The 26,707-nt window shown below is 50.3% G+C and carries 30 protein-coding genes; 14 read left to right on the top strand and 16 right to left on the bottom strand.

Annotated features, from left to right (window positions below; translation table 11 throughout):
* The first annotated feature begins 33 nt into the window (after window positions 1-33).
* The 6 genes from ACZ5FK_RS09100 to ACZ5FK_RS09075 all read left to right on the top strand — a co-directional run bounded on the left by ACZ5FK_RS09100 (window position 34) and on the right by ACZ5FK_RS09075 (window position 4,401).
* Complete coding sequence (locus tag ACZ5FK_RS09100) at window positions 34-516, top strand: peptide ABC transporter substrate-binding protein (protein ID WP_464804614.1); 483 nt, start codon at window positions 34-36, stop codon at window positions 514-516.
* A gap of 21 nt (window positions 517-537) precedes the next feature.
* A complete protein-coding gene (locus ACZ5FK_RS09095; protein WP_464804613.1) occupies window positions 538-1,077 on the top strand; it encodes a helicase in 540 nt (179 codons plus the stop codon).
* Between the two features lie 80 nt (window positions 1,078-1,157).
* Window positions 1,158-1,829 (top strand): DUF3885 domain-containing protein, encoded by a 672-nt coding sequence (locus tag ACZ5FK_RS09090; protein WP_464804612.1) that lies wholly within the window; start codon window positions 1,158-1,160, stop codon window positions 1,827-1,829.
* Between the two features lie 4 nt (window positions 1,830-1,833).
* A complete protein-coding gene (locus tag ACZ5FK_RS09085; RefSeq protein ID WP_464804611.1) occupies window positions 1,834-2,592 on the top strand; it encodes a hypothetical protein in 759 nt (252 codons plus the stop codon).
* Between the two features lie 468 nt (window positions 2,593-3,060).
* The gene (locus tag ACZ5FK_RS09080; RefSeq protein WP_464804610.1) at window positions 3,061-3,456 is read left to right on the top strand and encodes a hypothetical protein; all 396 of its coding nucleotides are present in this window, start codon (window positions 3,061-3,063) and stop codon (window positions 3,454-3,456) included.
* 108 nt (window positions 3,457-3,564) lie between these two features.
* A complete protein-coding gene (locus ACZ5FK_RS09075) occupies window positions 3,565-4,401 on the top strand; it encodes a cytochrome c oxidase assembly protein (RefSeq protein WP_464804609.1) in 837 nt (278 codons plus the stop codon).
* A 21-nt stretch (window positions 4,402-4,422) separates the two neighbouring features.
* Here ACZ5FK_RS09075 and ACZ5FK_RS09070 read toward each other — a convergent pair whose 3' ends face one another.
* The 5 genes from ACZ5FK_RS09070 to ACZ5FK_RS09050 are packed head-to-tail and all read right to left on the bottom strand — an operon-like array spanning window position 4,423 to window position 8,238.
* Window positions 4,423-4,665, bottom strand: coding sequence for a hypothetical protein (locus tag ACZ5FK_RS09070; protein ID WP_464804608.1), 243 nt, complete (start codon window positions 4,663-4,665; stop codon window positions 4,423-4,425).
* Between the two features lie 16 nt (window positions 4,666-4,681).
* The gene (locus ACZ5FK_RS09065; RefSeq protein WP_464804607.1) at window positions 4,682-5,257 is read right to left on the bottom strand and encodes an HMA2 domain-containing protein; all 576 of its coding nucleotides are present in this window, start codon (window positions 5,255-5,257) and stop codon (window positions 4,682-4,684) included.
* A 21-nt stretch (window positions 5,258-5,278) separates the two neighbouring features.
* Entirely contained in the window at window positions 5,279-7,381 is a 2,103-nt protein-coding gene (locus ACZ5FK_RS09060; protein WP_464804606.1) for a heavy metal translocating P-type ATPase, read from the bottom strand.
* Between the two features lie 23 nt (window positions 7,382-7,404).
* Entirely contained in the window at window positions 7,405-7,926 is a 522-nt protein-coding gene (locus tag ACZ5FK_RS09055; protein WP_464804605.1) for an HMA2 domain-containing protein, read from the bottom strand.
* Window positions 7,927-7,947: 21 nt separating this feature from the next.
* Entirely contained in the window at window positions 7,948-8,238 is a 291-nt protein-coding gene (locus ACZ5FK_RS09050; RefSeq protein ID WP_464807410.1) for an HMA2 domain-containing protein, read from the bottom strand.
* 183 nt (window positions 8,239-8,421) lie between these two features.
* Between ACZ5FK_RS09050 and ACZ5FK_RS09045 the strand changes: the two genes are divergently transcribed.
* Window positions 8,422-8,898 (top strand): glutathione peroxidase, encoded by a 477-nt coding sequence (locus tag ACZ5FK_RS09045; RefSeq protein WP_464804604.1) that lies wholly within the window; start codon window positions 8,422-8,424, stop codon window positions 8,896-8,898.
* Window positions 8,899-8,939: 41 nt separating this feature from the next.
* A complete protein-coding gene (locus tag ACZ5FK_RS09040) occupies window positions 8,940-9,335 on the top strand; it encodes a MarR family winged helix-turn-helix transcriptional regulator (RefSeq protein ID WP_464804603.1) in 396 nt (131 codons plus the stop codon).
* A gap of 37 nt (window positions 9,336-9,372) precedes the next feature.
* Here the strand turns inward: ACZ5FK_RS09040 and ACZ5FK_RS09035 are convergent, their stop codons facing one another.
* The 3 genes from ACZ5FK_RS09035 to ACZ5FK_RS09025 all read right to left on the bottom strand — a co-directional run bounded on the left by ACZ5FK_RS09035 (window position 9,373) and on the right by ACZ5FK_RS09025 (window position 12,342).
* Window positions 9,373-10,131, bottom strand: a complete 759-nt coding sequence (locus tag ACZ5FK_RS09035; RefSeq protein WP_464804602.1) for an AAA family ATPase — start codon at window positions 10,129-10,131, stop codon at window positions 9,373-9,375.
* A gap of 105 nt (window positions 10,132-10,236) precedes the next feature.
* Window positions 10,237-10,809, bottom strand: coding sequence for a nitroreductase family protein (locus tag ACZ5FK_RS09030; RefSeq protein ID WP_464804601.1), 573 nt, complete (start codon window positions 10,807-10,809; stop codon window positions 10,237-10,239).
* Between the two features lie 132 nt (window positions 10,810-10,941).
* The gene (locus tag ACZ5FK_RS09025) at window positions 10,942-12,342 is read right to left on the bottom strand and encodes a purine-cytosine permease family protein (protein WP_464807409.1); all 1,401 of its coding nucleotides are present in this window, start codon (window positions 12,340-12,342) and stop codon (window positions 10,942-10,944) included.
* 1,314 nt (window positions 12,343-13,656) lie between these two features.
* On the opposite strand from ACZ5FK_RS09025, the gene ACZ5FK_RS09020 reads away from it, so the two are divergent.
* On the top strand, window positions 13,657-14,874 hold the full coding sequence (locus tag ACZ5FK_RS09020) for an MFS transporter (protein ID WP_464804600.1): 1,218 nt from the start codon (window positions 13,657-13,659) through the stop codon (window positions 14,872-14,874).
* A 162-nt stretch (window positions 14,875-15,036) separates the two neighbouring features.
* Here the strand turns inward: ACZ5FK_RS09020 and ACZ5FK_RS09015 are convergent, their stop codons facing one another.
* A complete protein-coding gene (locus ACZ5FK_RS09015) occupies window positions 15,037-15,465 on the bottom strand; it encodes a GatB/YqeY domain-containing protein (protein ID WP_464804599.1) in 429 nt (142 codons plus the stop codon).
* 376 nt (window positions 15,466-15,841) lie between these two features.
* Between ACZ5FK_RS09015 and proS the strand changes: the two genes are divergently transcribed.
* Window positions 15,842-17,278: a proline--tRNA ligase gene (gene proS, locus ACZ5FK_RS09010; protein WP_464804598.1), complete on the top strand. Its 1,437-nt coding sequence runs from the start codon at window positions 15,842-15,844 to the stop codon at window positions 17,276-17,278.
* Window positions 17,279-17,476: 198 nt separating this feature from the next.
* Here the strand turns inward: proS and ACZ5FK_RS09005 are convergent, their stop codons facing one another.
* The 3 genes from ACZ5FK_RS09005 to ACZ5FK_RS08995 all read right to left on the bottom strand — a co-directional run bounded on the left by ACZ5FK_RS09005 (window position 17,477) and on the right by ACZ5FK_RS08995 (window position 21,265).
* Complete coding sequence (locus ACZ5FK_RS09005; RefSeq protein WP_464807408.1) at window positions 17,477-19,189, bottom strand: sulfatase-like hydrolase/transferase; 1,713 nt, start codon at window positions 19,187-19,189, stop codon at window positions 17,477-17,479.
* Between the two features lie 173 nt (window positions 19,190-19,362).
* The gene (locus ACZ5FK_RS09000) at window positions 19,363-20,076 is read right to left on the bottom strand and encodes an HAD-IIB family hydrolase (protein WP_464804597.1); all 714 of its coding nucleotides are present in this window, start codon (window positions 20,074-20,076) and stop codon (window positions 19,363-19,365) included.
* Window positions 20,045-21,265: a glycosyltransferase gene (locus ACZ5FK_RS08995; protein ID WP_464804596.1), complete on the bottom strand. Its 1,221-nt coding sequence runs from the start codon at window positions 21,263-21,265 to the stop codon at window positions 20,045-20,047. The genes ACZ5FK_RS09000 and ACZ5FK_RS08995 overlap by 32 nt, the downstream gene beginning before the upstream one ends.
* Before the next feature lie 220 nt (window positions 21,266-21,485).
* Between ACZ5FK_RS08995 and ACZ5FK_RS08990 the strand changes: the two genes are divergently transcribed.
* Entirely contained in the window at window positions 21,486-22,460 is a 975-nt protein-coding gene (locus tag ACZ5FK_RS08990) for a c-type cytochrome (RefSeq protein WP_464804595.1), read from the top strand.
* Between the two features lie 47 nt (window positions 22,461-22,507).
* Here the strand turns inward: ACZ5FK_RS08990 and ACZ5FK_RS08985 are convergent, their stop codons facing one another.
* Window positions 22,508-23,737: an alanyl-tRNA editing protein gene (locus tag ACZ5FK_RS08985; RefSeq protein WP_464804594.1), complete on the bottom strand. Its 1,230-nt coding sequence runs from the start codon at window positions 23,735-23,737 to the stop codon at window positions 22,508-22,510.
* A 94-nt stretch (window positions 23,738-23,831) separates the two neighbouring features.
* Complete coding sequence (locus ACZ5FK_RS08980; protein WP_464804593.1) at window positions 23,832-24,179, bottom strand: hypothetical protein; 348 nt, start codon at window positions 24,177-24,179, stop codon at window positions 23,832-23,834.
* 170 nt (window positions 24,180-24,349) lie between these two features.
* Here ACZ5FK_RS08980 and ACZ5FK_RS08975 point away from each other — a divergent pair, with 170 nt between their 5' ends.
* Genes ACZ5FK_RS08975 through ACZ5FK_RS08965 form a run of 3 tightly spaced genes read left to right on the top strand, consistent with a single transcriptional unit; the run spans window position 24,350 to window position 25,964 of the window.
* A complete protein-coding gene (locus ACZ5FK_RS08975; RefSeq protein ID WP_464804592.1) occupies window positions 24,350-25,318 on the top strand; it encodes a carbohydrate kinase family protein in 969 nt (322 codons plus the stop codon).
* Complete coding sequence (locus tag ACZ5FK_RS08970) at window positions 25,308-25,808, top strand: N-acetyltransferase family protein (protein ID WP_464804591.1); 501 nt, start codon at window positions 25,308-25,310, stop codon at window positions 25,806-25,808. The genes ACZ5FK_RS08975 and ACZ5FK_RS08970 overlap by 11 nt, the downstream gene beginning before the upstream one ends.
* Before the next feature lie 21 nt (window positions 25,809-25,829).
* Window positions 25,830-25,964 (top strand): hypothetical protein, encoded by a 135-nt coding sequence (locus tag ACZ5FK_RS08965; protein ID WP_464804590.1) that lies wholly within the window; start codon window positions 25,830-25,832, stop codon window positions 25,962-25,964.
* Window positions 25,965-26,036: 72 nt separating this feature from the next.
* Here ACZ5FK_RS08965 and ACZ5FK_RS08960 read toward each other — a convergent pair whose 3' ends face one another.
* On the bottom strand, window positions 26,037-26,282 hold the full coding sequence (locus tag ACZ5FK_RS08960) for a hypothetical protein (RefSeq protein ID WP_464804589.1): 246 nt from the start codon (window positions 26,280-26,282) through the stop codon (window positions 26,037-26,039).
* A gap of 25 nt (window positions 26,283-26,307) precedes the next feature.
* Window positions 26,308-26,574, bottom strand: a complete 267-nt coding sequence (locus tag ACZ5FK_RS08955; RefSeq protein WP_464807407.1) for a DUF3243 family protein — start codon at window positions 26,572-26,574, stop codon at window positions 26,308-26,310.
* Between the last annotated feature and the right edge of the window lie 133 nt (window positions 26,575-26,707).

Below are 26,707 nucleotides of genomic sequence, written 5' to 3'. Positions count from 1 at the left end.
ACCTAAGTGAATGTGTTGTTGGAGGAGAAGTAGATGAAATATAGAGCGCTGTCCGCATTCTTGTTGGTTGTCCTCCTTCTGACCGCGTGCAGCGACCGTGAAAGAGCCGCGGGGAATTTGGAGGAACTCTATGCCCTTGCCCTGGATTCCATTCTCGAAACCGATGAGGAACTGAACAGCGGCTTGGACTTCATCGCGGTGGATATGAGTCGTCTTGACGGGGTGAAAGACGAAGGGAAGCAGGAAATCTTGAACAACTTAGAAACGAAATATGGCGTCAAGGCAATGGACGCAACGATGGAGACATTGAAGGAAAACGGGCTCTATGGCGAAAATACGCTATCAGATGGCATCCTCTTGAAGATTGATACGATTACCATCAAGTCCACTAACAAGGTCATAGTCGAAGGATCGAAATATAAGTCATCAAAAGGGGCGGTCGGCGTCAAAAGTACCCTTCATTATAAGAATAAAAGGTGGAACATTAAAAGAACGGATATTGTTTGGCAAAGCTAGATGCCAGGAAGGGGCAGGCGGATGAACAGCATAGAAGAGTGCATATATCCCGACTGCCCGGCCGTCACTCGGACGGTTGAAATCGGCGGTCATACAAAACAAGAGCTTCTGCAAAAATTACACCAGTATGCCATCTCCGTGAATGAAATGGGGGATCGGCTGCTAAAAGATGAGAGATTCGCTGTGTCAGGTACAGCATATAGCGTAACCACCGTGGAACTCAAAGTCCGTCATCTTGGATTTCCGGAAGGCGCCACGATACCGGCCGTCTATCAGAAAGCGGAGCAGCTTGGACTAGGTGTGTGTCCGCTAGAGCTTGGCCCTTACTTGCGGCTATCATATCCGGATCAGCCGGAAGGAGCTGCAGGAAAGCCCGTACGACAGCATCGCTCCCCGTACGGAGCCATTACAGTCGCAACGGCCAAATTGTCCGAGGACATCAACTTTCCAAGGGGTTTTTATTTACGGAAAATCGACGGTGTCCTCTGGCTGCGCGGGTACATCGCAGATGATCTGCATGTGTTGGATCCGGATGACTGCCTGGTTTTTTGTCGAACATAATCGGCAAAGGGGATGGTGTTCATGAGATTGCCCTGCTGGTTTTGGTCAGTAGGAAATGTTACAAGAATGAAGGATGATATATGAAGCTAACGACTTATATGAAAAATCAATTCCCCGGCTTACGTTTAAGGCCACCCCTGTTTTACTCGTGGAACGCAAGTATTCGGTTTGAACTCGGGGTGAACGAAAGCTCTGTGGGTATCCATAAAAACCCTTTCTATTTGCTAGGAGCATACCGGCGTGCGGTCACTTTATTCGAAGCCTTGCACACGCCAGAGGATGAACTTTATCTGGTGGTCGATGTCCATGACTTCGGTATTGGTCATACCCTGCCGCATAAGTTGAATATCTTTAAGAAATATGTGAAGGACTATTCCGTACTGCGTCGGCTGCAGCATGAAAACTTGCCGTATGTGTACCCGGAAGAGGATGAGAACGGAACGTATCGCACCCATCGTTTCAGCCTTCCATGCAACCGAACGGATTTCAGGTATGTGGCGCTTCTAAAGGCGATTTGCAACCGGGATATGGGAGTGCGTCCGAGCCTTCACTATCCTGTCTACTTTGTGAACCGCACGAAAGGGACAGTTTATTACGTATATGACGATAGAGGCTGCGATTTGCTGGGAGTAAATCCAGAATCGATTTGCTGGATGTATGAGCAGTTCAACGATTGGATTCTGGATTATGACCGGGCGGAAATTGATCAGGTGTTTACTGGCACCAGCTTATTGCGCCATGTAGAGGAGTGAACATATGGGCGTATGGGGAGTAGCGATATTATCCGATGATATTGCGGAGGATGTCAGCTTTAGATACAAGGATTTATTGGGAGACAATTATTCAAATGAAGAAGCCAGCAAGATAGTGATTAAGGAATTTCACAATGAGTTAGATGGTGAAAAAATTATAGTCTTTTGGTTGTCATTCGCTTTGATACAGTGGAAATTAGGAAGACTGCAAGAGGAAGTTAAAACGAAAGCAATTGAAATGATTGAGAGTGGTGTGGATCTTGAACGTTGGAATGAAGATCCTAAACTACGTAAGAAACGTGAAGCTGTTCTTCTGAAACTAAAAGAACAATTACAGTCCCCGCAACCCCAAGCTAAAAAAGTACCAAAGAGGTTTGTCATGGATACGTATTTAAAAACGGGTGATGCAATTAGCTATGAATTAGGTTCAGGGGATTTTATTATCCTTAAGGTCATCGGAATTATTGAACAAGGGACTGGAGACAGATATCCACTCTTTGAACTATGCGATTGGATAGGGAAAGAGATTCCTTCAAAAGAACAGATCAATGCAATGACATTAAAAAAGTGGACGTGGGAAAACGGTACGCAAGAGCTGAACGCACTAGCTATTTTCCCAGCTGGCAAGAAAGATGACCCTCTAAAAAGGATACAAGTGGTAGCCGAAGGAGTGCAAATCGAGATGGCTATGGAAGACTCCTTCATCGCATTAACGTGGAAGGCATTCGATGATAATTTAAAGAGGTTTTATTGTTTCGAATGATGCTTCTTACGTTGTCATGGACTATGTTTTAAAGTTATTTTGTGATAAAAATATAATGAGAGTAGTGAATGGAAGTGTTTGTGTGTATTGTGGATTTTGCGCAGAAGGAAAGACGTTCACTTTAAAAGTGGAAGGTGACGTTGGCGCAGACGCTATCTGGTGTGATGAGTGTTTGTGTAATTTAGACATATACGATTTTCCAATTTCAAAGAGTTTGAAGAAACAACTTATAACGTGGGCACAGCAGTATGGGGAATGGATGGATTGGAGTAACGATCTGCTATATTCGAATGGCGTTCAAATGGAGGAAGAACATAATAAAAAGGGTGAATTGCTTACTGCAAGAGTCCGTAAAGAGCTTGGAGAAGAATGTAAAGTGAGGTTTTCACCGTCTTCATCCGCAAGAATGTATGCTAACCGAGATTGTTAAAGAACTATTTTTGCATTGTAAGGGAAGGGAAAGATCATATGACTGCGTTCAGTTTCTTTATACTGCCTGAAAAAAGTACAATGATTGAGAAAGATAGATTTCTTAAACATGCCTTTGTTAAAACCGAAGGAAAGTACTATATTTTTGCCCGCCCGCACGCAGGGGGACTTATCGAAGGCAAAAGACTAAGTCCAGATTATTTTAGTTTCGTTTGTTCCATTGCGGATGAAATGGAATCCGCCATCTATCTTGTAGTGGAAGAACTTAAGAATAAGGAAGGCGAACAAGATTTTTCTATTAAGAAACACTTAAACTCCATCCAGACTATAGACAGTGAGAAGGCTTTCGTTTTTAACAAAGAGACCGTGCTATCTTATGATAGATTGTATACGTTTCCATTTAGTAAAGAGGAATTTGAAAAGAACCGATTTTGATCTGTGCTACTGCTTATGAAATGGAAACACAAAGTCTGAAACCACCTCCTCCCTGCATACATATAAGAAGTTCGCGCTTCGAAAGGAGGGAAGGGGATCAACGTCCGCATGCTGCTGCTGGGCGAGCAGCTTTGGAATGGGTATTGGCTCGTGGGCATAGTTAGCCTCGCTGCTGTTTACGTGTATCTTGTCCGCCGGTTTGCCAGGCGGGAAACGGGCCGCTTGCAGCGGATCTCCTTCCTTCTTGGGTGTCTGCTACTGGTAGTCCTTCTGGGCAGCCCGTTCGCTGTCTTGAGCCATTTGTCGTTCGCGCTGCATATGACGCAGATGAGCCTGCTCTATTTCTTCGTGCCGCCGCTGCTGATGCTCGGCATCCCGGAGAAGGCTCCGCCGCTTGTGGCTATATTCCTGAAACGTCTATCCCTGCGCACATTCTCGATATCCCCTCGCGTATATCTCAGCTCGTTCGCCATCCTATTTTTCGCCTACCATCTGCCACAGATTCTCTCCTTTCTCGTTGCCCATCCGTTCTTCCGCATTACCTATCTGGCCCTTCTATTCGTACTTGCGTTTGGCATATGGCGTCCGCTCGCTTTTCCTGATCCGCTTTTTCGTCTCTGCTTGTGCAAGATGAAGCGGTTTGCGTGGTGGAGCGGTGTTGCAATTACGCCGGCGTGCTTACTTTTTCTGCTATCGGCACTTTTCGAGGGGCAGACAAACCCCATGGCCACCCAGTTCGTAGTCCATCTTTGCGGACCTGAACTCGCCAGACAACTGACCGATTCGATTGGTATCCCGGCGAAGCTTGACCGGGTGTTGGCCGCTTTGTTCATGCTCGTTCTGCATAAGGCGTCACTCGTCCTGATCGTGTGGCTGCAAGGCCGTGTCTCCAAAAAGTTTTATGAGGAAATCGGAAAATGTGCACAAAAAAACCTTCCGCTATAACGCGCGGAAGGTTATCTTATTTTATTCGTTATCGTACGCCTGCTTTTCGGCAATCAAGTCTTCCAGTCTTTCTTTCTGTGCTACAAGCTCTTCGATGGAAGGGGCAGACGGGTTGCCACCGCCGAAACCGCCGAAGTCAGCTGCAGGTGCTTGCTGGATCAGTTGCTTCAATTGGCCGCTGTTTTGTTCATAGAGACGGTAGCCGACTGCACCGACGACTGTACCTGAAACGAATCCCATTAGAAAGTCCTTGTTTAGTGCCATGCGTGATCTCCTCCAATTATACGATGATAGGTTTGTTTTTCACTCTGATTATATCACTTACAACCTCGATGAGATTCACAACCCACGTCAAAAATGAGATTTTCAAAATGTTTTGTGCGCCGAGGGATACCATGGAAATGATGCCCGTCAAGACATCGGGGTGGCTGAGCCGGTTCTTCCCGTGGGACAGGACCGTGTACGATGTTGAGATGACGACCAGGTAATCAAACACATCAGGACGCAATGCTCCCGTTTTCCGCGTGAATGCGACGAGCAGCAACAGTCCGGAGATGATGGATTTAAGCAGGTCCCCGCGCAGGCTCCCCGCCTCGTCACCCGCCACTTTCATATCTTCCGAGATTTGATGGAAGAAGAGGCCGACGTTCCGCAGTACGACCCGCTTGTCGATTTCGCTTGGATCATACTGGATGACCATCGTCTGGATGATAGGTTCTATTCTAACATGATGGACCCCTTTAATCGATTCAAACAACTCTGATATTGCGTCGTACTCCTCCATTTCCGATAGGATCGGAATGGCGAGCCGGAGCCGCCCGGGGATGGCGTGCACGACCCTGTATTTGAAATACATATAGGCGTTCTCCTCTCTGCCTTAGAAGGCCAGCGTCTTTTTCTTGTTTGCAGGATCATTTTTGACAAGCAGCTTGGCGCTGTTCAGGACGACTCCGATCGTAGCGGCGTTATGGACGGCGGCGCCGACGACAGGCGGGATGATGCCGAATGTACCGAGCACGATGGCGCCGGTGTTGATCAGCAGCGTCGTCGTGATGTTCTGCTTGATGACCCGCATGGCGTTCTTCGATAGTTGGACAGACTCATAGATGAGCATCGGGTTATCAGAATGGACGACGACATCAGCCGTTTCCATCGCGATATCCGTCTTTTTCGCACCCATCGTCAGGCCGATGTCCGCATAGGCGAGGGCAGGTGCGTCGTTGATGCCGTCGCCGACCATCATGATCATCCGCTTGCCGTCTTGTTTCAGTGATTTCACGAAGTCTGTCTTATCCGCCGGCATCGCGTCCGCAACAAAGTGATCGATGTCGGTCTCTTCCATCACTTTTTTCGCAGAGTCCTCATTGTCGCCGGTCAGCATGACACATTCTTTGAGGCCGTCCTGCTTCATGCGGCGGATGAGCGGATTGATGCCGGGGCGGACTTGGTCTTTAATCTCCAGGATGCCGATCAGCTGCTTCCCTTTGGCGAGGTACACGCCGCTCGGTGCCTCTTGTGGAACGGAAATGTCATGCTCTGCCATGAAGTTCAAGCTGCCGGCCAGGATGTCCTCCTCGTCAATTTTCACCAAGATTCCTTTACCGACATAGTTCTCAAGCGTTTCATCCTGATGAGGAAACGGCTCGATGCCTTGCTCTTCCGCCTCTTCCAGGATGGCGTGTGCAAGCGGGTGGGTCGAATGTTCTTCAACAGAAGCTGCATACGCGAGGACGTCACGCGTTGTGTGCCCGCCGTATGTGTGGATGTCTGTCACAACCGGGCGGCCCTCTGTGATAGTACCCGTCTTATCGAAGACGATCGTATCGACTTTCGCGAGCTTCTCGAGTGTCTGGCCGCCTTTGACAAGAATGCCCTGCTGCGCGGATTTTCCGATGGTCGCGGAAATGGCGGTCGCTGTCGACAGCTGGACGCCGCATACATAGTCGATGACGAGCATGTTCAGCACCCGGTTCCAGTCGCGTGTCAGCAGGAAGATGGCACCCGCGAGAAGGAAGGACATCGGCACGACCTGTTTTGTGAACTTATCAGAAATCGTCTGGATGGATGCCTGTTTCTCTTGCGAGTCTTCGATGAGTCTGATCATCCGGTTGACGGTCAGATCCTCCCCGACTTTATCCACGCGAAACGCAATTTTCCCTTCCGTGACGACGCTTCCAGCAAACACGTAGGAGTTCTTCTTCATATGGACAGGAAGATATTCGCCTGTGATCGCCGACTGGTCGACTTCTGCTGCATGATCTGTCACTTCACCGTCAAACGGTACTTTTTCCCCTTGGAATACCATCACCAAGTCGCCTGGCCGAACCTCTTCGACGGGCACTTTCTTTTCAGAGCCCGATTCTGTGATCCGCCATGCAAATTTCGCATCGACTTCCATCATGTCGCGGACGAAGCCGCGGGTCTGCTGGATCGTGTACTCGTTCAGCAATTCACTGACCGTCGACATGCCAAAAATGATCAGCGCCGAACTCGGGCTTCCTTTGAGCAGGGAGGCGAGTAGGGCTGCGGTCGTCAACGTATCTTCATTCGGCTTGAAAATCGACCGCAAGCCGTTTTTGATAATATCCCGGCTCGCATATAAAGTCGCGAGCGAAATCGGTCTCAGCAACGTCATATAGCCGATCGGCGTCGTGCTGAACAGCAGTTTCTGCGCGATAGCGGAAAGAGCGACGAGCTGCAGGTCCTTCATCTTCGGGTGATGCAGGATCAGCTCCCTCGCAGATGGCCGAGATCCTGTTTCGGCTGGCTGCAGCCCCTTGACATAGGCTTGCCAGTCGACAGCGAGCGACCGGCCCGTGTGATGCAGGACAGCCGTGCCGGTCACCGGTGAATAGACAGCGGAATAGACGCCTGGAATGGCGCGCAGTTCCGACTCAAGGGAGGCTGCGCGTTGAAGGCCTGCCGGCAGCGAAATACGGGTGCGCCCTGGCACGGAATGGAGAATCATGCCCCTATTCAAAAGTCATCACTCCCTTTTCCGTTTTACGTGTTTTGCCGTTTGATGAGCGAATATGCCCAATACCACATGCTTGCGGCGAAGGCTGGGTTGACCGGCAGAGTATTGACACCGCCGATGATCAAACCGAGCGACAGCAGTGCGTCCAGATCCAAGTGTCCGCCGCTCTGCTTTTTCAAAGTCACATCAACCGTACGCACAGAGTTCTGAAGGACACGGTCTAGGCTGGACGGCAGCTCCTCGAATGTCGATACGGATGTCTGGACCGCCTTTTTAATCAGGGTATCAAACTGCTCTTCCGTCAATGTCGGTGTGTTGAACTGAAGGAGCAGGCTTCCTGTCACAGGTGAGGTCTGCACACTTCTGACAATCGGGATGCCAGAAAAAACGACTTTCAAGTTCCGCGCGGTCGGCTCATTTTTCCATTTATCACACTGCAGCCGAACGCGCCCTGGACTTGCATGGACGACACGCACTTTCTGGTCGGTGACGTTGCTCATGATTTTTGGCGCGAGCATGGTGGCGCCGAATGCGACGAGTGTATTCATAGTGGGACCTCCCCTTTGCGTTCATCCGAAATAATGGGTGAAAATTTTTTGCCAGCGTGCAAAAGTCGCTGGCTCCGTTATGGCTTCTTTTTTGTAATGGATGAGAATGGAACCTGTTTCCTCCGTAAAGGCGACAGAGTCGATTGCCGCATCCTCCTGGATGTCATCCAGCAGTTTCATGAGTAATCCGCGGTTCTCTTTCCAGTTATTGATCCGTACCCGCACTCTCCCGGGAACATGGTGCAAGACGTCCAATTGATACTGTTTCGCGAGGGAATGCACCTTACGTTCAATCACCGCGTTCTTCAGCATTGTCAGCAATAACCCCACCTGCCTTACATTATCCTATTCAACTATCATACGAATTCAGCAGCGGCAATTCAACCTGTAGCCTTATGCAATGGCATAATCTTTTAGAGAAGCGGAGCCGGTTTCCTTGTCATTCCAATTTAAGTCGTGTACGATTTAATTAACAATAAAACAGGAGGGGTCAAGATGACGTCAGTATATGATTTTGAAGTGAAGAAGACGGATGGGGAAACGGTGTCATTGAAAGAGTATGAAGGGCAGCCGCTGGTCATTGTCAATACGGCCAGCAAATGCGGATTTGCACCACAGTTCGGCGGACTTCAGTCGCTGTATGAAAAGTATAAGGACGACGGGCTGATGGTGCTCGGGTTCCCGTGCGACCAGTTTAACAACCAGGAATTTGACGACAGCCGCAAGGCGACCGAATTCTGCCAGGTCAATTACGGGGTGACGTTCCCGATGTTTGCAAAGGTAGATGTGAAAGGGGAGCAGGCAGATCCGCTTTTCGAACATTTGGTTTCTGAGAAGAAAGGACTTCTGACGAACACCATCAAGTGGAATTTCACAAAGTTCCTTGTCGATAAGAACGGGAATGTCGTAGAACGCTATGCGCCGCAGACCGATCCAGAGAAAATTGGAGACGACATCGAAAAAGTGCTATGAGCAGCGGGTACCAGTCATTAGATAAACAACTGTGTTTTGCCGTGTATGAAACAGCGAGCGAATTCACGAAACTGTATACAAGCGTGCTGCAGCCGTTCGGTTTGACATATACCCAATATACGGTGCTTCTGGCGCTGTGGGAACAAGACGGGGTGCCGATGAAGGAGCTGGGTGCGAAATTGAACCTGGGTACAGGCACGCTGACCCCGATGGTGAACCGGATGCAGGAAAAGGGATGGCTTCGCAAAGAGCGTTCCGCGGAGGATGAACGGAAAGTGATCATTCATCTGGAGGAGAAAGCGGAGCGGAAGAAAGACACCATCCTGCAGCGGGTCGAGGAAGAGATCCGGCTTTGCCATATCAGCTTGCCGGAATATGAGGAAATCATGGCAGGCCTGAAGAATCTATATACAAAATTGACGGCCCGTTCTAATTGAAGAGAGAGTCCCGGCATAAGGCCGCGGACTCTCTTTGTCATTGGAAAAGGTGATGGAGCAAGCGGTCTTTGTCCTCGAAAAATTGCTTCATGACCTTGTAATGGTCTGTTTCTTCCAGTGCTGCTTCTTGAATCCCCTCTTCTGTAATCTGGATGATGGAAGAAAGGGGATGCGCCATGACAATCGGCGAGTGGGTGGAGATGATGAACTGGGACCCCTCGTGAACCAGTTCGTTCATGCGCGCAAGCAGGGAAATCTGCCGGAGCGGGGACAGGGCGGCTTCCGGTTCGTCCAGGATATACAGGCCGTTCCCTCTGAAGCGTTCTGTAAAGACGGCAAAGAAGGATTCGCCGTGCGATTGCTCATGCAGGGAGACGCCGCCGAATGAATCGATAATCCGCGGGGAGTTGGCGGGTTCTCTGTCCAGTTCCTCGATATTGGTTGCCACGTTATAGAACGATTCAGCGCGGAAGAAGAAGTGATCGCGAGGCCGCTCCACGCCTTTCACGAGCCGGATATATTCGTCCAGCTTGGAGTGGGAATCGTAACTCGCGAAATTGAAATTCAATGTGCCGCCCTCCGGATTGAATCCGTATGCGATGGCAATCGCTTCAAGAAGTGTCGATTTGCCCATCCCGTTCTCGCCGACGACATAGGTGATATTCGGATGGAAAGGCAGCTCATCCAAGTTGCGTACGAACGGAAGGGTGAACGGAAACGCGTCGTCTCCCGGCATCTCCTCGCGCTTCAGACGCACGGAGCGTATGTATTGAGTGGCGGATTCTAGCAGCGTCATAGAATAATGACCTCCAGTCACATGCAGTTGTGTACTAGTATAGGTGACAGCCAGAAACCTTTCCACAAAAAAACCGCACTTCCCTATGAAGATGCGGTTTCCTGATCACTGATCGATGACTTTCAGCAGTTCGCGGATGTCTGTGCGTTCTTTAGGCGCCGGCACATGTTTCGGATACCCGATCATGAGCGTCGCCACCACTTTTTCACCCGGTTTTGCTCCGATGGCTTCGCGGAAGACGGGATCGTATACCCAGTCATTCGTGCGCCAGATCATTCCGATGCCGCGTTCCCAGGCGGCAAGCTGGAAATTCTGGATCATTGTCGAGACGGCGCCGTAATCCTCGTCCCATCTTCGCTGACGCGGGTCTTCAGGCATCAGGACGACAAGATGGATCGGAATCTCGCGGAAGTATTCCGCCTTGTTTTGTACCCGGTCCGGCACCTCGCCATCCTTGGTCTTTTGCGAATCGACATAGGCCTGAACAAATTTGTTCTTCCCTTCTCCTGCGTACAACTGGAAGCGCCAAGGTTCCGTCAATTTGTGATTGGGCGCCCACTTCGCCACGTTTAGAAGCTCGATGATTTCGTTTACCTCAACCGGATCCGGCTTAAAGGATTTGATGGTCCGCCGTCCGATGATATTCTGTTCCACCTCGTTTTTCCCTTCGTATTCCAAGTCTGCATACCCCTTCCGATGTTTTTGATTGAAAATGAAACTCATTATCAATGATAGCATGAATTCGAGATACGTGCAGACCACATGAAAAACCACTGCAAAGGATGAAACCGTTACAGTGGTTTTAGAAAACTAACCGATTTTATCCTCTTCCACGATATCTGTCGGTTCTTCTGTCAGATAATACTTGCCTTTCGTCATCATGGCGATGACAACTGTCAAAACAGATGCCAGCACGGCGGCAAAGAAAGCGGCTGTGGATTCAAGGAACATGCCCATATAGCCGAGAGCCGCAACCGTGCCGAGAAGGCTTGCGATAATGAGCGAAACACTGCCGACCGGATTCCAGCGATGTAAGTACTCCTGACGAGCAACATAATACGTCGGCCCGATTTTCAGCAGCTTCTTGACGACTAACGCATCCGTCACGAGGACAGCCGCCCAGGCGAGCAGGAATACACCTTGGAACGTCATCAGTTTATCGACATGATCCGTAATGTTCAGCAGCATCAGAACAATGGCTGTAATTCCCGTGAACACGACCCAGAACCTGCGCCCAGGCGTGAAATGGAAGATGTTCTCGAAGAAATTGGACAGCGAGAGCGAACTGCTGTAAATGTTCGTCACATTGATGCGCAGCTGTGTCAGCATCGTAAAGAGCGCACCGCCGATGCCGAGCAAGAGAACGATATAAACGCCCGGATCCGACTCCAAAAAGCGGACGCCGAACCAGATGCCAAGTCCTCCCATGATCCCGAAGCAGAAGATCTGCGGAATGAAACCGATTGCAACAGAACCGACCTTGATGTCGGACGGTTTCAAGAAACGAGCATAGTCTGAAGCAAGCAGCGCGGTCAATCCCATGATGCCGTGGTGCATGCCGATGCAAAGTAAAAGTGCTTCACCGCCGATATGAACGCCATCCGGCATATAGGTGAAGACGGAGCCTTGGTAGATGGAAGGCTTATAGAGGGAAACGGCAATCGCCGTCAGCAGAAAAATAATGAAAAGAGGAAGTGACCATTTCTGCAATTTGTCCAATTGGTCAATTCCAAACCAGTTGAGAGGGATAACAATCGCTCCAAAAAAGACGATAAGCGTCCATTTCGGTATAGAAGGGAGAAAATGATGAACCGCAGAAACTAAAATAAGCCCTTCGAACGCACAATACATAATAAAATTTGAAGCGTAAATCAAAGACGTCAAGGACGATCCGATATAGCCGAATCCGCCTCCCCGAGAAAGAAGATTGACATTCATCCCGGATTTCGCCGATAAATAGGCGATCACTGTCCCGAGCAAGCCTGCGACTACAATCGCATAAGCAGAAGAAATCATCGCATTGATGGCTCCGAACTTGAGTGCCATGACGCTCCCCATCTGGAAATAAAAAATGGCGGTTGCAATCCCGAATGTAATATTCGTAATGCTCAACCAGCCTTTGGTCCGGTCCTTCCGTGGAACACGGTCCAATGAATAATCATTAGTAGGTGCAGCAGTCGTCGTATTATTTTGTTTTTCAGTCAGTTGGATACCCACCCAACTCCTTTCTGATTGAGTGTCAAATCAATGGTTTTCTATAGTCGCGACTAAAAACCGCCGTTAACTAGCATAACAATTTAATCGAATAAATTCAACCTTTCGGCCTACGAACTACATAATTTGGAGTTGATTTATCAAGAGGGGAGGGATGAATACAGTAATAAAATAAGGTAAAAACACTAGTTTAAAACATGGCAGGCCATCATCATATAAGTATTGTACCTGCATTTGCTGTTTTTAAACATGATGGCTGGCGTGAGCGGGAGGGATGCCGGAGATGAGGGCTTGGCAATGGATGTTTGATGGCAGATGATGGGCAGCTGGTTGTAGGGACGGATTGTCCTGACGGGGTAACGGTCGTTTGCACGGCTGAATGGATTGATCGGCTGGCTGGATGAATCGGTCATATAGCTAAGTGAATTGCTTTGCGAATAAATGGCTTGTTCCCCAAGTTAAATGAATCGTTCCCGCGGTTAAATGATTCGATAAGGTGGCTAAATGGATCGTTCCTCCGATTAAATGATTCGATCGGGTGATTAAATGAATCGATCTCTTGACTAATCGGTCGTTAGTGAGGCTAAACCAATCACACCGTCGCCTAATCGGTCGCTTGCGAGGCTAAACCGATCACTCCGTCGCCTAATCGGTCGTTAGTGGATCTAAACCGATCACTCCGGTGCCTAATCGGTCGTTTGTGGGTCTAAACCAATCACTCCGTCGCCTAATCGGTCGCTTATGGCTCTAAACCGATCACACCGCCGCTTAATCGGTCGTTAGTGAGGCTAAACCGATCACGCCGTCGCTTAATCGGTCGCATGCGGCACTAAACCGATCACACCGTCGCCTAATCGGTCGTTAGTGAGGCTAAACCGATCACACCGTCGCCTAATCGGTCGTTAGTGGGGTTAAACCGATCACACCGCCGCTAATCGGTCGCATGCGGCACTAAACCGATCACACCGTCGCCTAATCGGTCGTTAGTGAGGCTAAACCGATCACACCGTCGCCTAATCGGTCGTTAGCGAGGCTAAACCGATCACTTCGGCGCCTAATCGGTCGTTAGCGTGTCTAAACCGATCACACCGTCGCCTAATCGGTCGTTAGTGAGGTTAGACCGATCACACCGTCGCCTAATCGGTCGTTAGTGAGGCTAAACCGATCACACCGTCGCCTAATCGGTCGTTAGTGAGGCTAAACCGATCACACCGCCGCTTAATCGGTCGTTAGCGTGTCTAAACCGATCACACCGAAATCTAATCAGTCGCCAGCCACCTGAATTACCATCTATCGCCAGCCGCCTGCTCTATGGTACGATGTGCTATAAAGTGCGGCGAGGGGGCGGTCATCATACATATTCATCAGACGTTCGAAAGGCACCGGTTTTGGATTCTGGTCCTCATCGTGTCGGTTGCGGGGTTTTCACAGGGAATGCTGCTGCCGCTGATCTCGACAATTTTTGAGCGGGAAGGGCTCTCCAGCACGCTCAACGGGTTGAATGCGACCGGCTTGTACATTGGCACGCTGCTCATCTCCCCGTTCATGGAGGCACCGCTCCGGAAATACGGATACAAACCGATTATCATTCTCGGCGGCATCTGCTTGACAGTCTCTTTGCTTGCGTTTCCGCTTTGGAAAAGCGCAGTGTTCTGGTTTATCCTCCGGATGATTGTCGGCATTGGCGACCATTCGCTTCATTTTGCGACGCAGACCTGGCTGACGAGCACTGTGCCGCAAGAGCGGCTCGGCCGCAGCATTTCGATTTATGGATTGTCGGTCGGGCTTGGGTTTGCGGTGGGCCCGCTGTTTGTTCCGCTCGTTGATATATTTGAAGGGTTGCCGTTTATTTTGTCCGCGGGGCTTAGCCTGCTTGCGTGGTCGACGGTATTCTTGCTGCGCAATGATTTTCCGGATATCCTGCCAGGGGACGCCGCAAAAAGCAGGCCTGGCTCCAATTTCAAAGCCGCGCTTCTCATCGCCGGCATTGCGTTCCTCGGCCCATTCGGCTTCGGGTTCCTGGAATCGTCGCTGAATGCGATGTATCCGGTATATGCACTGCGGAGCGGCATCCCGCTTGCGATGATCTCTATGATTATCCCCGCCTTTGCGCTCGGCGGCATCATCACCCAGCTTCCGCTTGGCATATTGTCGGACAGGCACGGCAGGAAAAAAATTCTGCTAATCGCCTTTGCGGGCGCCAGCCTTTCCTTCTTCGGCGCGGGCCTTGCGGGTGACCACGCGGCGGCTGTTATGGTGATGTTTTTCATCGCCGGCATGTTCGCGGGCTCGATTTTCTCTCTCGGCGTTTCCTATATGTCCGACTTGACGCCGAAAGCCCTTCTGCCGACCGGAAATTTGCTGTGCGGCATCTTCTTCAGCATCGGCAGCCTGTCCGGCCCGATTCTGGGCGGCCTTTATTTGGAAATGAACAGCGGGCTGAGCTATCTGTACATATTTGCACTCGTGCTCGGCATACTGTTTCTCGCCACGCTTTTTGGAAAGACATCACATGCAAAAGAAGCCTAGGTATATAAAGGTTTTAACATTGGTTTGGGATGTTCAGTAGCCTGTTAGGCACCTTAACGCCAGAGCTTGGGATGTTAAGAAGTTCCTTTGCAACATTCACGAGCCTCTTCGCAACGTCAGCAGAAAAAAGCGTGGCTTCCGAAACGGAGGCCACGCCATTCCTTATGAAATCAAGCTCTTAACAACCTTCGACATCGTCGCGCCGTCTGTTTTACCAGCGAGGAGCGGCTTTGCGATCTTCATCGCGTCGCCCATGTTCATGCCTTTTGTGACGCCGGCTTCCGTAAGAGCAGCAGAGACTTCCTCTTCGCTCATCTGTTTCGGCAGGAAGGTTTTCAAGAGGGCCAGTTTCTTCTCCTCGGATTCGATCAGATCATCGCGGCCCGCTTGCTTCGCGCCTTCAAGTGCCTGGTTTGTCTGTTTGATCTCCCGGTTGACGATCGCTGTCTCTTCTTCAGGCGACAGCTCGGCGCCTTTTTCCTTTTCGGCGAGGTCGAGTGCCGATTTGAGGAGGGTGAGGACTCCTTTTGTGAGGGAATCCTTGTCTTTCATCGCTTGCTTCAGCTGGCTGAACACTTCAGTTTTGAGCATCCGTAACGCCTCTCTTTCAAAAACATTTTGTGTAAAAAGTATAGAAGAGCCACATCGGAAAAGCAACTGTATAAACCCGATTGTAAGTGACCAGGCTATTTGGTATAGTAGTGATAATATGGAATCCATGAAGTGGCCCAGTAGATGGAAATTGTGATACAGAAAGCATAGTGCGTGCTGAGAGCTATGCCACCGCTTTTCATTGAACCCTACCACGGAGATGTCATGCAAACATGACCGGCACCGCCACGTTATTGGCGGCTTGAGGGCTTATGCAAATAGGCCGAAGTAAGGTGGTACCACGTCGATTCAGCGCGAAGACGTCCTTTTATAGGGACAGCTTTGCGCTTTTTAGTATGCAGAAGGAGGAAACATGATGAGCAATCAGCAGAATGATTTCACAAAATGGTATATCGATACGATCCAGAAAGCGGATTTGATGGATTACACGCCGGTCCGCGGCTGTATCGCGTTCAAGCCGGACGGGTTCGAGATCTGGGAGCATATCCAGGAGGAGATGAACCGCCGTTTTAAAGAGACGGGCCACCGCAATGCGTACTTCCCGATGTTGATTCCCGAGTCGTTCTTCCAGAAGGAAAAGGACCATATCGAAGGCTTCTCGCCGGAACTTCCTTGGGTGACGGAGGCGGCAGGAGAGCAGCTGGAGGAACGGCTTGCGCTCCGTCCGACGTCCGAGACGATGATCGGTCATCTGTATTCCGATTGGATCAAGAGCTACCGCAATCTGCCTGTTTTGATCAACCAATGGGCGAACGTGTTCCGCTGGGAGAAGAAGACGCTGCCGTTCATCCGGACGTCCGAATTCCTCTGGCAGGAAGGGCATACGGCGCATGTGGATGAGGAAGAAGCACGTCACGAGACGATGCAGATGCTGAACATCTATAAGGAAGTCGTCGAAGAGCTGCTTGCGATTCCGGTCTATGACGGGCAGAAGACGCCGTCCGAGCGTTTTGCGGGAGCAGTCGACACATATTCCATCGAAGCGATGATGAAGGACGGCAAGGCAGTGCAGGCGGGGACGTCGCATTACCTCGGCACGAAGTTCGCGGAAGCGTTCGATATCAAGTACTTGACGAAAGAGAACCGCCACGAATTCGTCCATACGACATCTTGGGGTACATCGACGCGCCTCATCGGCTCCGTCATCATGGTGCACGGGGACGAGCAAGGGCTCATCTTGCCGCCGCGTATCGCACCGACGCAAGTCGTCCTGATTCCGGTCGGTCCGTGGAAAAAGAACCCTGCGATCATGGAGAAGCTCGACGAAGTGTTCGCACAGCTGAAAGCGAAAGGCATCCGCGTCCGACTCGACGATTCCGACCAGTCGCCAGGCTTCAAGTTCAACGAGTGGGAACTGAAAGGCGTGCCGGTCCGCATCGAGCTTGGACCGCGTGACTTGGAAAACAATCAGGCGCTTCTCAAAGCACGCGATGAAGCTGAAAAGATCGCAGTCGATCTTGCGGATGTCGTCTCACGCATCGAACAGGAACTCGAAACGATGCAGACACGCCTGCTTGAAAAAGCACGCAAATTCCGCGACGAGCACAGCCATACGAACATCGACACGCTGGACGAGCTGAAGCAGCATATCGAAAGTTCGCAGGCAAACGGCGAAATCCCAGGCTGGATCCTCGCTGGCTGGTGCGGCGACGACGCGTGTGAAGAACACGTGAAAGACGAAACGAAATTTACGACACGCAACATCCCGTTCACCCCGCCAGTTGAAAAGCACACATGCATCAACTGCGGCAAAGAAGCGAAGCATACGGTTTGGTTTGCGAGAGCGTATTAATAGGGAAACAGGCAAGCTTCCTGGCGGTGGGTCCGCTGGGGAGCTTGTTTTTTGTATTGGTAGAAAGGAGTTGAGGAGAAGACTTGTCAGACAAATGGTCGCGATTGTTGATCCTTCTGAAATCTCTCTAAACCACAAAAATAAAAAAAGAGCGAAACCTGACTGGACAGAGTCAATATCAGCTTTCGCACTTCCCAATTATACTGATCTATTCGGATAGATTCGTTTTATGTCAGCTTGTTGCTTTAATATCTTGTGTAACGTTCTTTGAATGAATTTTGTCTTCTTGGTAGCATATCTCGGATGTGCTAGATTTTCTTCCTCGAGCGGGTCATTTGTGAGGTTATAGAGCTCGTATTGTTCCGTCGCCGGTTCTGTTTTGGTGGTGGTTATGCGGAGAGATGCTTGATTGTGGTGTGGCAGATGCAAGGATTGCTCTTTAATGGTAATCTCATCGCTTTCTCCGGGGCTGCTCCAAAATTGAGGATTGTCATAGTAACGGCTGAACTTCCAAATCTCTTCTTCGTTGGCTTTTCCGGTTTTCATCTTTACGATGACAGTTTCTACATGATTAGGCTGGATCACCGGTTCATAAGGACGCCCCGCCAGTGTCTGTTGATGAAGCCCTTTTGAGAATTCATCATCTGTCATGAAGAATAAGGGGTCATTTACCAAGGTTGATTCCATTGTACCGTTTACAATTGACGACAAGTCCCTTCCCACAAACGGGTGAACCTCTGTGTGGTCCTTTTTTAGTTTTTCTTGAACGTCCTGTATGTTGATGTCCGCTAAACCTAATAATGTTGGAATTATATCAACATGACTCGACAACATTGACGTTTGCCTTCGTTTTCTAATAAGTTTTGGATTGTGGATGATAAAGGGAACATGAATGGACTCCTCATAGGCGTTATGCCATTTTTGAAATAATCCGCCATGTGCACCCAGCATATCGCCGTGATCTGATGTGAAAACGATGATCGTGTTATCGTAAAAGCGAGACGCCTTCAACGCTTGGAATACTTTATTCAACTGCTGGTCTACTTCTTTTTGCAATGAATAATAGAGCCTCCGCATGTCTTCGGTGTCTTTTGTCGGCTGTAACGCCTTCTGATACACGTCCCTGTAGCTTTTCTGAGCCGACGGTTTTGTGTTGAGTGTTTCTTCTGCAGTGGGAGCTTTAGGAATGTCAGGAACCGTCTCATCTATCGAAAAATCGAATGCAGGTAAATGTTTTGTCACTTCTCCATATAGTGTGATGTCATGCGGATTGACAAATGAAGATACGAGTAACCATGGAGCACTTTCTTTCGATTGCGCGCTTTCAAGTTCTTTTAATAACGCGATTACATCTTCTGCATAGATTTCGTCCCGCCCTTTTACGTCAGTTGCTGCAACTGATCCTGAGTTTCTTGGATCAGATCCATGGGGCTCAGGGCCGATCCAGCCTGAAAAACCGAACTCTTCTAAACGATTCGCGTTATGATAGATTTCTTCTTTTTGTGAATCTCTAGCGCCGGTCTTCACATTATAACTATTCAATGCATCTTTTGTGCCAGGCACTAGAATATCTTCATCTGAAATATGCCATTTGCCTTTCCAGAATGTCTGGTACCCGGCCGCCCGGAAATAATCGCCTAGTGTCGGCACCGTACTGGGATCAAGCCAAAATAAATCCGCGTCAAATGAACCCTTTGCAGCCCCTGGGGTCTGTGTTACGCCATGCAGGGAAGGATACTGCCCTGTGAATAGAGTGGTCCGGCTTGGTGAACAAGCGGAGCTGCCAATATAATGATTTTCGAAACTGAGCCCATGATCCTTCAGAAGCTCCTGTGTGCATAAGTTATGCTTTCTCCATTCCTTCAGCTCTGCATTGTCATACACCATCGGAGCTCGCTGTTCATCTACCATGAGAAATAAAATATTCGGCCTGTTTATATTATTTTCCAACACATTCCCCTCTTACGTAATAAATTTGGATACAGTAGTGTATGATGTCAGTCAGTGAATGGGTACGTGTCAGAAAAGGTGCCATCTATAAAGGAAAAAAGGCAGCCAGCGCTGCCTTTTTTGATTCCGCCATATCACCCATAAAAATGCAACCACGCCTCATGAATACCTGCAGCACACGGCGCCTTTGCCCGGTACAGCTTCGGATGGTCTGCCATCGCGATCAGCTCTTCTTGGGCGTTGCCGACGATGACGGCAGGATGGCCGAGCGCCAGCATGTCGATGTCGTTCCCCGAATCTCCTGCAATCAGGACGCGCACATCGCTTGCGGCAAAGGTGTCAAACACATAGCTGAGTGCCTTTCCCTTTCCCGCTCCCTCCGGCAGCACGTCGATATCCCTTCCGGAACTGTAAACAAAGGAATGCCAGATGCCTTGGTCCAGCAGAGCGTTCTTGAAATCTGTGACGGCCTCCTCGTCATCTGTCACTGTAAACGATATGCGCTTTTCATCGGGGAGATTTTGCCGGACGAGCGCAGGGAACTGCGCCGCGATCCCCAGAATCCGATCAGGCGCCCAGTTCTCCTCCATCTTCGCCTTCCACTCCGGATCCTCGCAGCCGTTCACGTAAATGGCCGTGCCGACGTCCGTTACGAGCAGGTCAGGCTCCGGCAGGTTCTCCGCCTTGATCAATCCCCGGGCTGAAGCGAAATGGCGACCCGTCACATAGACGAGGGCCACGTCTTCTGGCGATTCGTCGTAGTGACGGAGCAGCCTGCGCAGCCCTTCTTCATCGCCGACGAATGTTCCATCCAGATCAGTCGCCAGCATATACTTTTTGCGTTTCACGTCTGACCACCTCATAGATCGAGGCCATCTGTTTTGCGATGGCTTCCCAATTGAATTCCTGCTTGGCGCGTGCTGCCGCCTTTCTGCCGAGCAGCCGCGCGAAGTCTTCGTTGGCTGCCAGGAACTTCATCGCAGCCGCGAGACTCCTGTCATGGTCCACTTCCACGTGAAGTCCTGTCTCACGGTGCCGGACGACATCCTGCAGCCCTCCTACACGCGACGCAATGACCGGACAGCCGCACGCCTGCGCTTCCGCGGCTACCATTCCGAACGATTCATATGTGGAAGGGACGATGACGGCCGTCGCCCGGTTGAATAACTGCGCAAGTTCCGCCTGGCCCTGTCCGCCGATGAACTCGACGTGTTCCTCGATATCCTGGATGGCCGCTTTCAGTTTAGGCGTTGTCGGCTGCTTGGCAACGGGGTCGACTTGGTCAGCACTGCCGCCAGCAATGATAAGTTTAGTGGAAGGAGGAAGGTCGTTGTGCTTCATGAGCTTCCGGAAGACGCGCAGCAGCGTGAAAAGGCCTTTGGTGGATTCAAGCCTGCCGGCAAATGCGAATAGGGGCTGCCCGGAAGCCGGCTTATGCAAGTCAGGTTGGAAGCTGTCATCTACGCCGATGGAAACGACGCGGATCGGAGCCGGTTCTTTGACAAACTTGCTGATGAGGGATTTCTCCGTCTCCGTCGTAGCGATGACCACATCTGCATGGCTAAGGATATATTTTTCCGCCATGATGCGCTTCTCTTCCCGGACGCCAGTCGCCTGTTCCTTTGCCACGCCGAGCGAGTGGGACGTATGGATCCAAGGGATGGCATAGTTCTGCTGAAGTTTGGCCCCGAGCAGCCCTGATAGCCAGTAGTGTGTATGGATGAGCTCATATCCGCCTATGTCCAGCATCTCTTCCATCTCATCATAAAAGTCATATAGCATCTGATAGAGCTTGCTCTTCTGTACGAATCCCTTATGGCCGGCTGCAATCCGGATGACGCGGCATTTATTGCCGAACGTCTCGGTGCGAGGAGTGTTCTCATCCGCCCAATGGGTTGCTACGTCGACTGTATAGCCTTGCCTGTCGAGCGCGAGAGCCAGTTGTTTCACATAATTGTTTTGTCCGCCCGCCTGTTCGCTTCCAAGCGGCGCAAGCGGGTCGCCGTGATCGGAAATGAATAAAATTCTCTTGTGCACTTGATAACCCCTTTTCCCGTTTTGGAATCTAGCGAACTTCTTCTAATAACTTTAATTACCCTCTTTCTTGCTTTGTTATTATTACATTTCTGTTAAATTTCATTATCGGCTCTAGAGGGGAGTGATAAATACCTCTATTTTTTACAGAAAAAAACTAGAGTTGCCCCGCTTGGTAATGGGTAGAGAAAGAAAAGATAAATCTAGGCAGGGAGGATTGTGTATGAAAAGATCAACTGGATGGGTGCTCGGCCTCTTATTTGCAGGTTCTTTGGCAGTCATATTCTTGATGGCGCACCGGCTGGGCACGGTAAGTGAATTGGCTGCTGGCGGAGAAACAGTCCCTGCCGGTGAAAATCCGGCTGCGGAAGAAGGGGCCGTTTCCCATAACCCGCCATCCATGGATGATGTGCCGGAAGGGCCTCTTGGAGATGCGATCCTCCGCGGGCATGAACTGGTGAACAACACATCGGAAGCTCTGCGGGATGAAGCATCATCGACGGCGGAAGGGGAAGCGATGGTGAATGAACTGTCATGCGCCAGCTGCCACGCCGGCGCAGGTACAGACGAAAAGGCGCTGTCTCTCGTTGGCGTATCGACCGTCTATCCGCAATACAACTCACGTGCCGACAAGGTCCTTACTCTCGAGCAGCGGATCAACGGCTGCATGGTGCGGAGCATGAACGGCCAGGAGCTGGATGAAAAGGGCGAGGATATGGCAGCCATGATTGCCTATATGAATTACATTTCAGAAGACGTGCCTGTCGGAGCAGACCTTGCGTGGAGGAAAGGGAACGAGATGAAGGATATTCCAGAGCCGAACGTTGCGGACGGCGAAGCGCTGTATCAACAGTCCTGCATTGCCTGCCATGCTGCGGACGGTGCAGGCACCGGACCGAACTCGGGTCCCGCCCTTTGGGGAGAAGGTTCTTTCAATGATGGAGCCGGCATGGCCCGCATGTCCAAAATCACAAGCTTCATCCAGAAGAACATGCCGCTCGGCCAAGGCGGGACATTGACAGACCAGGAGGCGGCGGATCTCGCTGCATTCATCTTGTCAAAGGACCGGCCGGAATGGAAAGGGCATGACAAAGACTGGCCGAAAGGCGGCCGCCCGTCGGATACGATGAACAAGCAGCGCAGGGATGAGATCAAAGAAGGGACGATAGATTGGGATCAGGTGCTAGGAAAGGAATAAGCAAAAGGCAGCCCCGTACTATCAGATACGAGGCTGCCTATTTTTTGTTACTGGCCGGCTGCAGTTTCCAATCGTCTCAGCAGCTCTTCCGCCGATAAGGTCCGTTCACCGCCGCCTTGGACGAAAGCATCATTGCCGCCGCCTTTCCCGTTGATCGCAGGAAGGACGGCTGCGGACAGCTCTTTCATGCTTCCAGCTGCTGCGGCTCCACGGGCAGCGACGAATTGCAGCTTATCTCCATTTTCAGAGGAAAGCAAAACAATCACTCCATCATCTTCCGCAACGACAAGCCGGGCAAGCTTCTGGAGTTCCTGAATCGTACGATCTATGAATGATGCTTTTACAATAGTATTTCCGCTTTGGATGAGTTCCTTCGCTTCATAGCCGAGAAGAGTGCCTTTCGCGTCTTCCAGCGCTTTTTCAAGCAGGTGATTCGTTTCCAGCAGCTTTTCGATCGCTTCACTGGCACCTTCCTCGGGTGCGCTGAGTAGCTGTGAAGCGCGACGCAGCCTGTCGTTTTTCGCATGGAGCTGGGCGAGCACCCGGCCGCCGCAGACAAAGTGGATCCTTGTCTTCTTTTTCTGCCGTTCTGTCTGCAAAATACAGATGGAACTGACTTGTCCGGTCGTATCAGGGTGCGTACCGCCGCATCCGTTATAATCGTATTCAGGGATGATGACTAGCCTGATTTCATCGGTGACAGCTAGTTTCTTGCGGAGCGGGTACTGGTCGATCTCTTCCTCCGATACCCATTTCGTCATGATTGGACGGTTCTCCTGGATGATCAGATTTGCCAGGCGTTCCGCTTCCGCCAGTTCATCCTGTGATACCTCCTCGACTTCGAGATCAATGGAGACTTCCTCTTTTCCCAGATGGAAACTCACCGTCTGGTAACCGAACAGCTCGACGAAGGCGGCCGTCAGAATATGCTGACCCGCGTGCTGCTGCATATGATCGAAGCGGCGCTGCCAATCAATTTCCCCGCAGACAATGCCGCCAGCCTGCAGCGGTTGTTCCATGTAGTGCCGGATCGCACCGTCCACTTCCTCGACATCGATGACCTGTATCCCGTCGATCGTACCGGTATCATGAGGCTGGCCGCCGCCTGTCGGATAGAATGCCGTGTTCTCAAGAACTGCGTAGGGACGCCCTTCCACGTCTGCGCCCGTTTCCACGATTTCTGAACGGAAAGCGGTCTTGTATGTGTCTTGATAATAGTATCTGTTTTGAAGCGCCACGATTGTTCCACTCTTCTTTCTTTTTAAATTTGATTCCATTGTAACGCGCATACCGGTTGAAAGAAAGACGAAGCAGCCCCGAGCGGCAGAAACAAAAAACCATGCCGCCCGCGAAGGGACAGCATGGCAAGGATCAATGGAATGCCTTTTCGCGTTTCAAGGAAACGATCCGATTGACGATCTGGTCATATTGCGTATGCCAGAAGCGCTTCATGGCAAATGTCAGGAACAGGACAAAACCGATCAGGATGACGGAAGCAATCGCGGTGATTCGGAAGAATACCAATTCTCCAAAGCCGCCGAGCCCTGCTGCGATCAATACGCTTGTGACGAAAGTGAGCAAAAGTGCGGGCAATGTCTGCATGACTATATCGAAGTTTCGCTTTTTCATGGTTTTCATTAAGAGCGGCGTTAAAAAGCCTATAAGTGTTATGTACAGCAGTATGATGAGCGTATTGAAAAATATCATGATGACGTCCATCACTGTACCTCCTTTTCTTGGTGAATGTGAGTATACATATCAATCTATACCCTAACTCACTTGTATCTATGCATAATCTTTGTATTTTCATATTGTATGCAAGACAATGGCCGCATGTCTTACCCTACCTGTTATACTGGAAGGACAAGTGAGCAGGCCGGAGGGATTGGATGAGAGAAGATAAGAATGTGCTGATATACGGAGATGTTTTTGTGGATCATATTGCGGATGATCCTACGAACACGGCATTCACCGCCCATGTCGGCGGGACGACGGTGAATGTAGCTGCTGGGATTGCGCGGCTCGGAGGAAAAGCATCTTACATCACAGTGACAGGGGAAGATGCGACTTCAGATGAAGTGCGGCGGGTTCTGCGCGCTGAAGGGATCGATCTCACGTATGCGAAACAGGTTCCTGAGAAGAGGGTCAATGGCGTCATGGTCCATCTACAAGCGGGAAACGAGCGGGTCTTTCATTCGTATATTGACGAGACGCCACATATCCAAGTGAAACCAGGTGATTTGGAAGAGAAGGCATTTCAGCAAGCGGCCGTCTTCCATTTGGCTTCCGGCACGATGTTCCATCCCGTGGCGCTTGAGACGACCCGCTTGGCGGTCCGCTACGCCAAGCGTTACGACGTCCTTCTGTCTTTTGATGCGAATATCCGATTGGCCCGCTGGCCAGAGGAAGAGAATTGCAGAGAGACGATCCTGTCCTTCCTGCCGGATATCGATCTGCTTAAAGTGACCAAGGAAGAGCTTTTCTTCCTGATGCAGACAAGAGGAATGGAGGAGGCGCTTGCCAAGCTGGCCGCATACCAGATACCGGCTGTTTTCGTGACGATGGGGGAAGCGGGCACGCTTGCTGTCATTGGAACGGAATCTCATCAAATCAGCGCACTTCCTGTAAAAGCGATCGATACGACGGGAGCGGGTGATGCGTTCATGGCGGCACTGCTTCAGCAAGTGCAGGAAAAGGGAAAGCCGGTATCAGCGGAAGGCTGGTATCGCTATACACACGTTGCCAACCGGGCAGGCGCCCTTGCTGTTACGAGGCAAGGGGCGCTATCCGCAATGCCGGCACGGGAAGAGCTTCTATCAATGGAAAAATGTGAAGCGAGGGAAGACAGTGGATATTAGACAATTGGTTTCAACAGACGCGGAGGCGTACCGCTCCATCAGACTGGAGGCCTTACAATACAGTCCGGCCAGCTTCGCCTCGAGCTATGCAGAAGAACGTGAACAGGATGCTGAAAAATACCGCAAACGATTCACGAGGCCTTCTCATACATTTACATTCGGTGCTTTTGAGGATGACCGCCTGATCGGAGTCGTCACATTGATCAGGGAGCAATTGCTGAAGCTAAGCCATCGGGCAACGATTGTTGCGATGTATACATTCCCTACAAGTCGCAGATCAGGCGCTGGGAAGGCGCTTTTGCGAAAAGCGATTGAAAAGGCTGAGACGCTTGAAGGCTTAGAGCAAATCCATTTAACTGTTGTGTCGTCGAATACCGCAGCCAAACAGCTGTATCTCTCACAAGGTTTTCAAGTATGCGGCATAGAGAAGAAAGCTCTGAAAGATGAGGGTACCTATTATGACGAGGAGCGTATGGTACTATTTCTGTAAGCATAGATAGGAGGAGTTCACGTGTTGGTGCTGTTTGTCATCATCATTTTACTTGTTTTTGTCTTTGATTTCGCAAAGATGCGAGAACAGAACAAGACGATCATCGAGCAAAATAACAGGATCATTTCTCTATTGGAAGATTTTAAAGACAAGTAGGGTGCTGTTTTCAAGGAGAAGCCGGCAATCTGCAAACAAAAGCAGCACCCGAAATCGGATGCTGCTTTTTATTCAACCAGGAAATTTCTCTTCCGTGGACGAATCACTTTTTGTCTTATGGTGATTTTCCTGCTTTTCTTCATTCCACTCCATTTTCGCATCTTCCAGCGGAACGGTATCGACCGTCTGCATATCTTCATGCATATCGTAAATGCTTTCTTTATCCGTTTTCATGTTTTCTGGATTGTCCATATAAGGACCTTCAGCGTCTTTCCGGTCTTCCGCAGTGAAGACTTTCCTCTTGTCAGCTTTCTCCATGGAAACATACATCCTTTCGTCTGGATTATGCTTGCCGCACGAGCTTTAATAGCATGTGGGCAAGCGCGTGCTGCTCCTCCTTGTCGCCGGAGTCCCAGAGCGCCTGCAATAGGTATTGCTCCCGGTTTCGCGGCTCTTCGTGTTTCGCCAAGTAATTTGCTACGAATTCAGTCGTTTTGGCGAGCTGTTCTTCGCTCATACCGAGACTTTCGCCTTTGCTCACTTTATCCGACAAAAACTGTTTGAAGCGATTGAAGTTCTCAAGGATTTCGTCCTTTTTTTCTTCGCCCATATTATTCAATTCACTGTGTACCCGATCTTTTGCATCCACTGCAAGCACCTCTTTCCTTATGATGGGCTTAGTATCTGCGAAAGGAGCGCAGACATACATGGATGTGTGATCCGCCCGCTGCGGGGGTACAGTG

The organism is Sporosarcina sp. GTC18466 (assembly GCF_055389225.1).
Note: the sequence above shows the minus strand (reverse complement) of the source record. Positions and strands in the feature narration are given on the sequence as shown.

Excerpts from the sequence above, each read along its gene's own strand:
- ACZ5FK_RS08960 (WP_464804589.1), bottom strand. The coding sequence starts at position 26,282 with ATGGAGAAAGCTGACAAGAGGAAAGTCTTCACTGCGGAAGACCGGAAA.
- ACZ5FK_RS09045 (WP_464804604.1), top strand. The coding sequence starts at position 8,422 with ATGACGTCAGTATATGATTTTGAAGTGAAGAAGACGGATGGGGAAACG.
- ACZ5FK_RS09090 (WP_464804612.1), top strand. The coding sequence starts at position 1,158 with ATGAAGCTAACGACTTATATGAAAAATCAATTCCCCGGCTTACGTTTA.
- ACZ5FK_RS09085 (WP_464804611.1), top strand. The coding sequence starts at position 1,834 with ATGGGCGTATGGGGAGTAGCGATATTATCCGATGATATTGCGGAGGAT.
- ACZ5FK_RS09015 (WP_464804599.1), bottom strand. The coding sequence starts at position 15,465 with ATGCTCAAAACTGAAGTGTTCAGCCAGCTGAAGCAAGCGATGAAAGAC.
- ACZ5FK_RS08985 (WP_464804594.1), bottom strand. The coding sequence starts at position 23,737 with ATGGAATCAAATTTAAAAAGAAAGAAGAGTGGAACAATCGTGGCGCTT.
- ACZ5FK_RS08980 (WP_464804593.1), bottom strand. The coding sequence starts at position 24,179 with ATGGACGTCATCATGATATTTTTCAATACGCTCATCATACTGCTGTAC.
- ACZ5FK_RS09005 (WP_464807408.1), bottom strand. The coding sequence starts at position 19,189 with ATGGTAGATGAACAGCGAGCTCCGATGGTGTATGACAATGCAGAGCTG.
- ACZ5FK_RS09050 (WP_464807410.1), bottom strand. The coding sequence starts at position 8,238 with ATGCTGAAGAACGCGGTGATTGAACGTAAGGTGCATTCCCTCGCGAAA.
- ACZ5FK_RS09100 (WP_464804614.1), top strand. The coding sequence starts at position 34 with ATGAAATATAGAGCGCTGTCCGCATTCTTGTTGGTTGTCCTCCTTCTG.
- ACZ5FK_RS09075 (WP_464804609.1), top strand. The coding sequence starts at position 3,565 with ATGCTGCTGCTGGGCGAGCAGCTTTGGAATGGGTATTGGCTCGTGGGC.
- ACZ5FK_RS09055 (WP_464804605.1), bottom strand. The coding sequence starts at position 7,926 with ATGAATACACTCGTCGCATTCGGCGCCACCATGCTCGCGCCAAAAATC.
- proS (WP_464804598.1), top strand. The coding sequence starts at position 15,842 with ATGAGCAATCAGCAGAATGATTTCACAAAATGGTATATCGATACGATC.
- ACZ5FK_RS08955 (WP_464807407.1), bottom strand. The coding sequence starts at position 26,574 with ATGGGCGAAGAAAAAAAGGACGAAATCCTTGAGAACTTCAATCGCTTC.
- ACZ5FK_RS09065 (WP_464804607.1), bottom strand. The coding sequence starts at position 5,257 with ATGTATTTCAAATACAGGGTCGTGCACGCCATCCCCGGGCGGCTCCGG.
- ACZ5FK_RS08975 (WP_464804592.1), top strand. The coding sequence starts at position 24,350 with ATGAGAGAAGATAAGAATGTGCTGATATACGGAGATGTTTTTGTGGAT.
- ACZ5FK_RS09095 (WP_464804613.1), top strand. The coding sequence starts at position 538 with ATGAACAGCATAGAAGAGTGCATATATCCCGACTGCCCGGCCGTCACT.
- ACZ5FK_RS09080 (WP_464804610.1), top strand. The coding sequence starts at position 3,061 with ATGACTGCGTTCAGTTTCTTTATACTGCCTGAAAAAAGTACAATGATT.
- ACZ5FK_RS09035 (WP_464804602.1), bottom strand. The coding sequence starts at position 10,131 with ATGACGCTGCTAGAATCCGCCACTCAATACATACGCTCCGTGCGTCTG.
- ACZ5FK_RS09070 (WP_464804608.1), bottom strand. The coding sequence starts at position 4,665 with ATGGCACTAAACAAGGACTTTCTAATGGGATTCGTTTCAGGTACAGTC.
- ACZ5FK_RS09020 (WP_464804600.1), top strand. The coding sequence starts at position 13,657 with ATGGTACGATGTGCTATAAAGTGCGGCGAGGGGGCGGTCATCATACAT.
- ACZ5FK_RS08990 (WP_464804595.1), top strand. The coding sequence starts at position 21,486 with ATGAAAAGATCAACTGGATGGGTGCTCGGCCTCTTATTTGCAGGTTCT.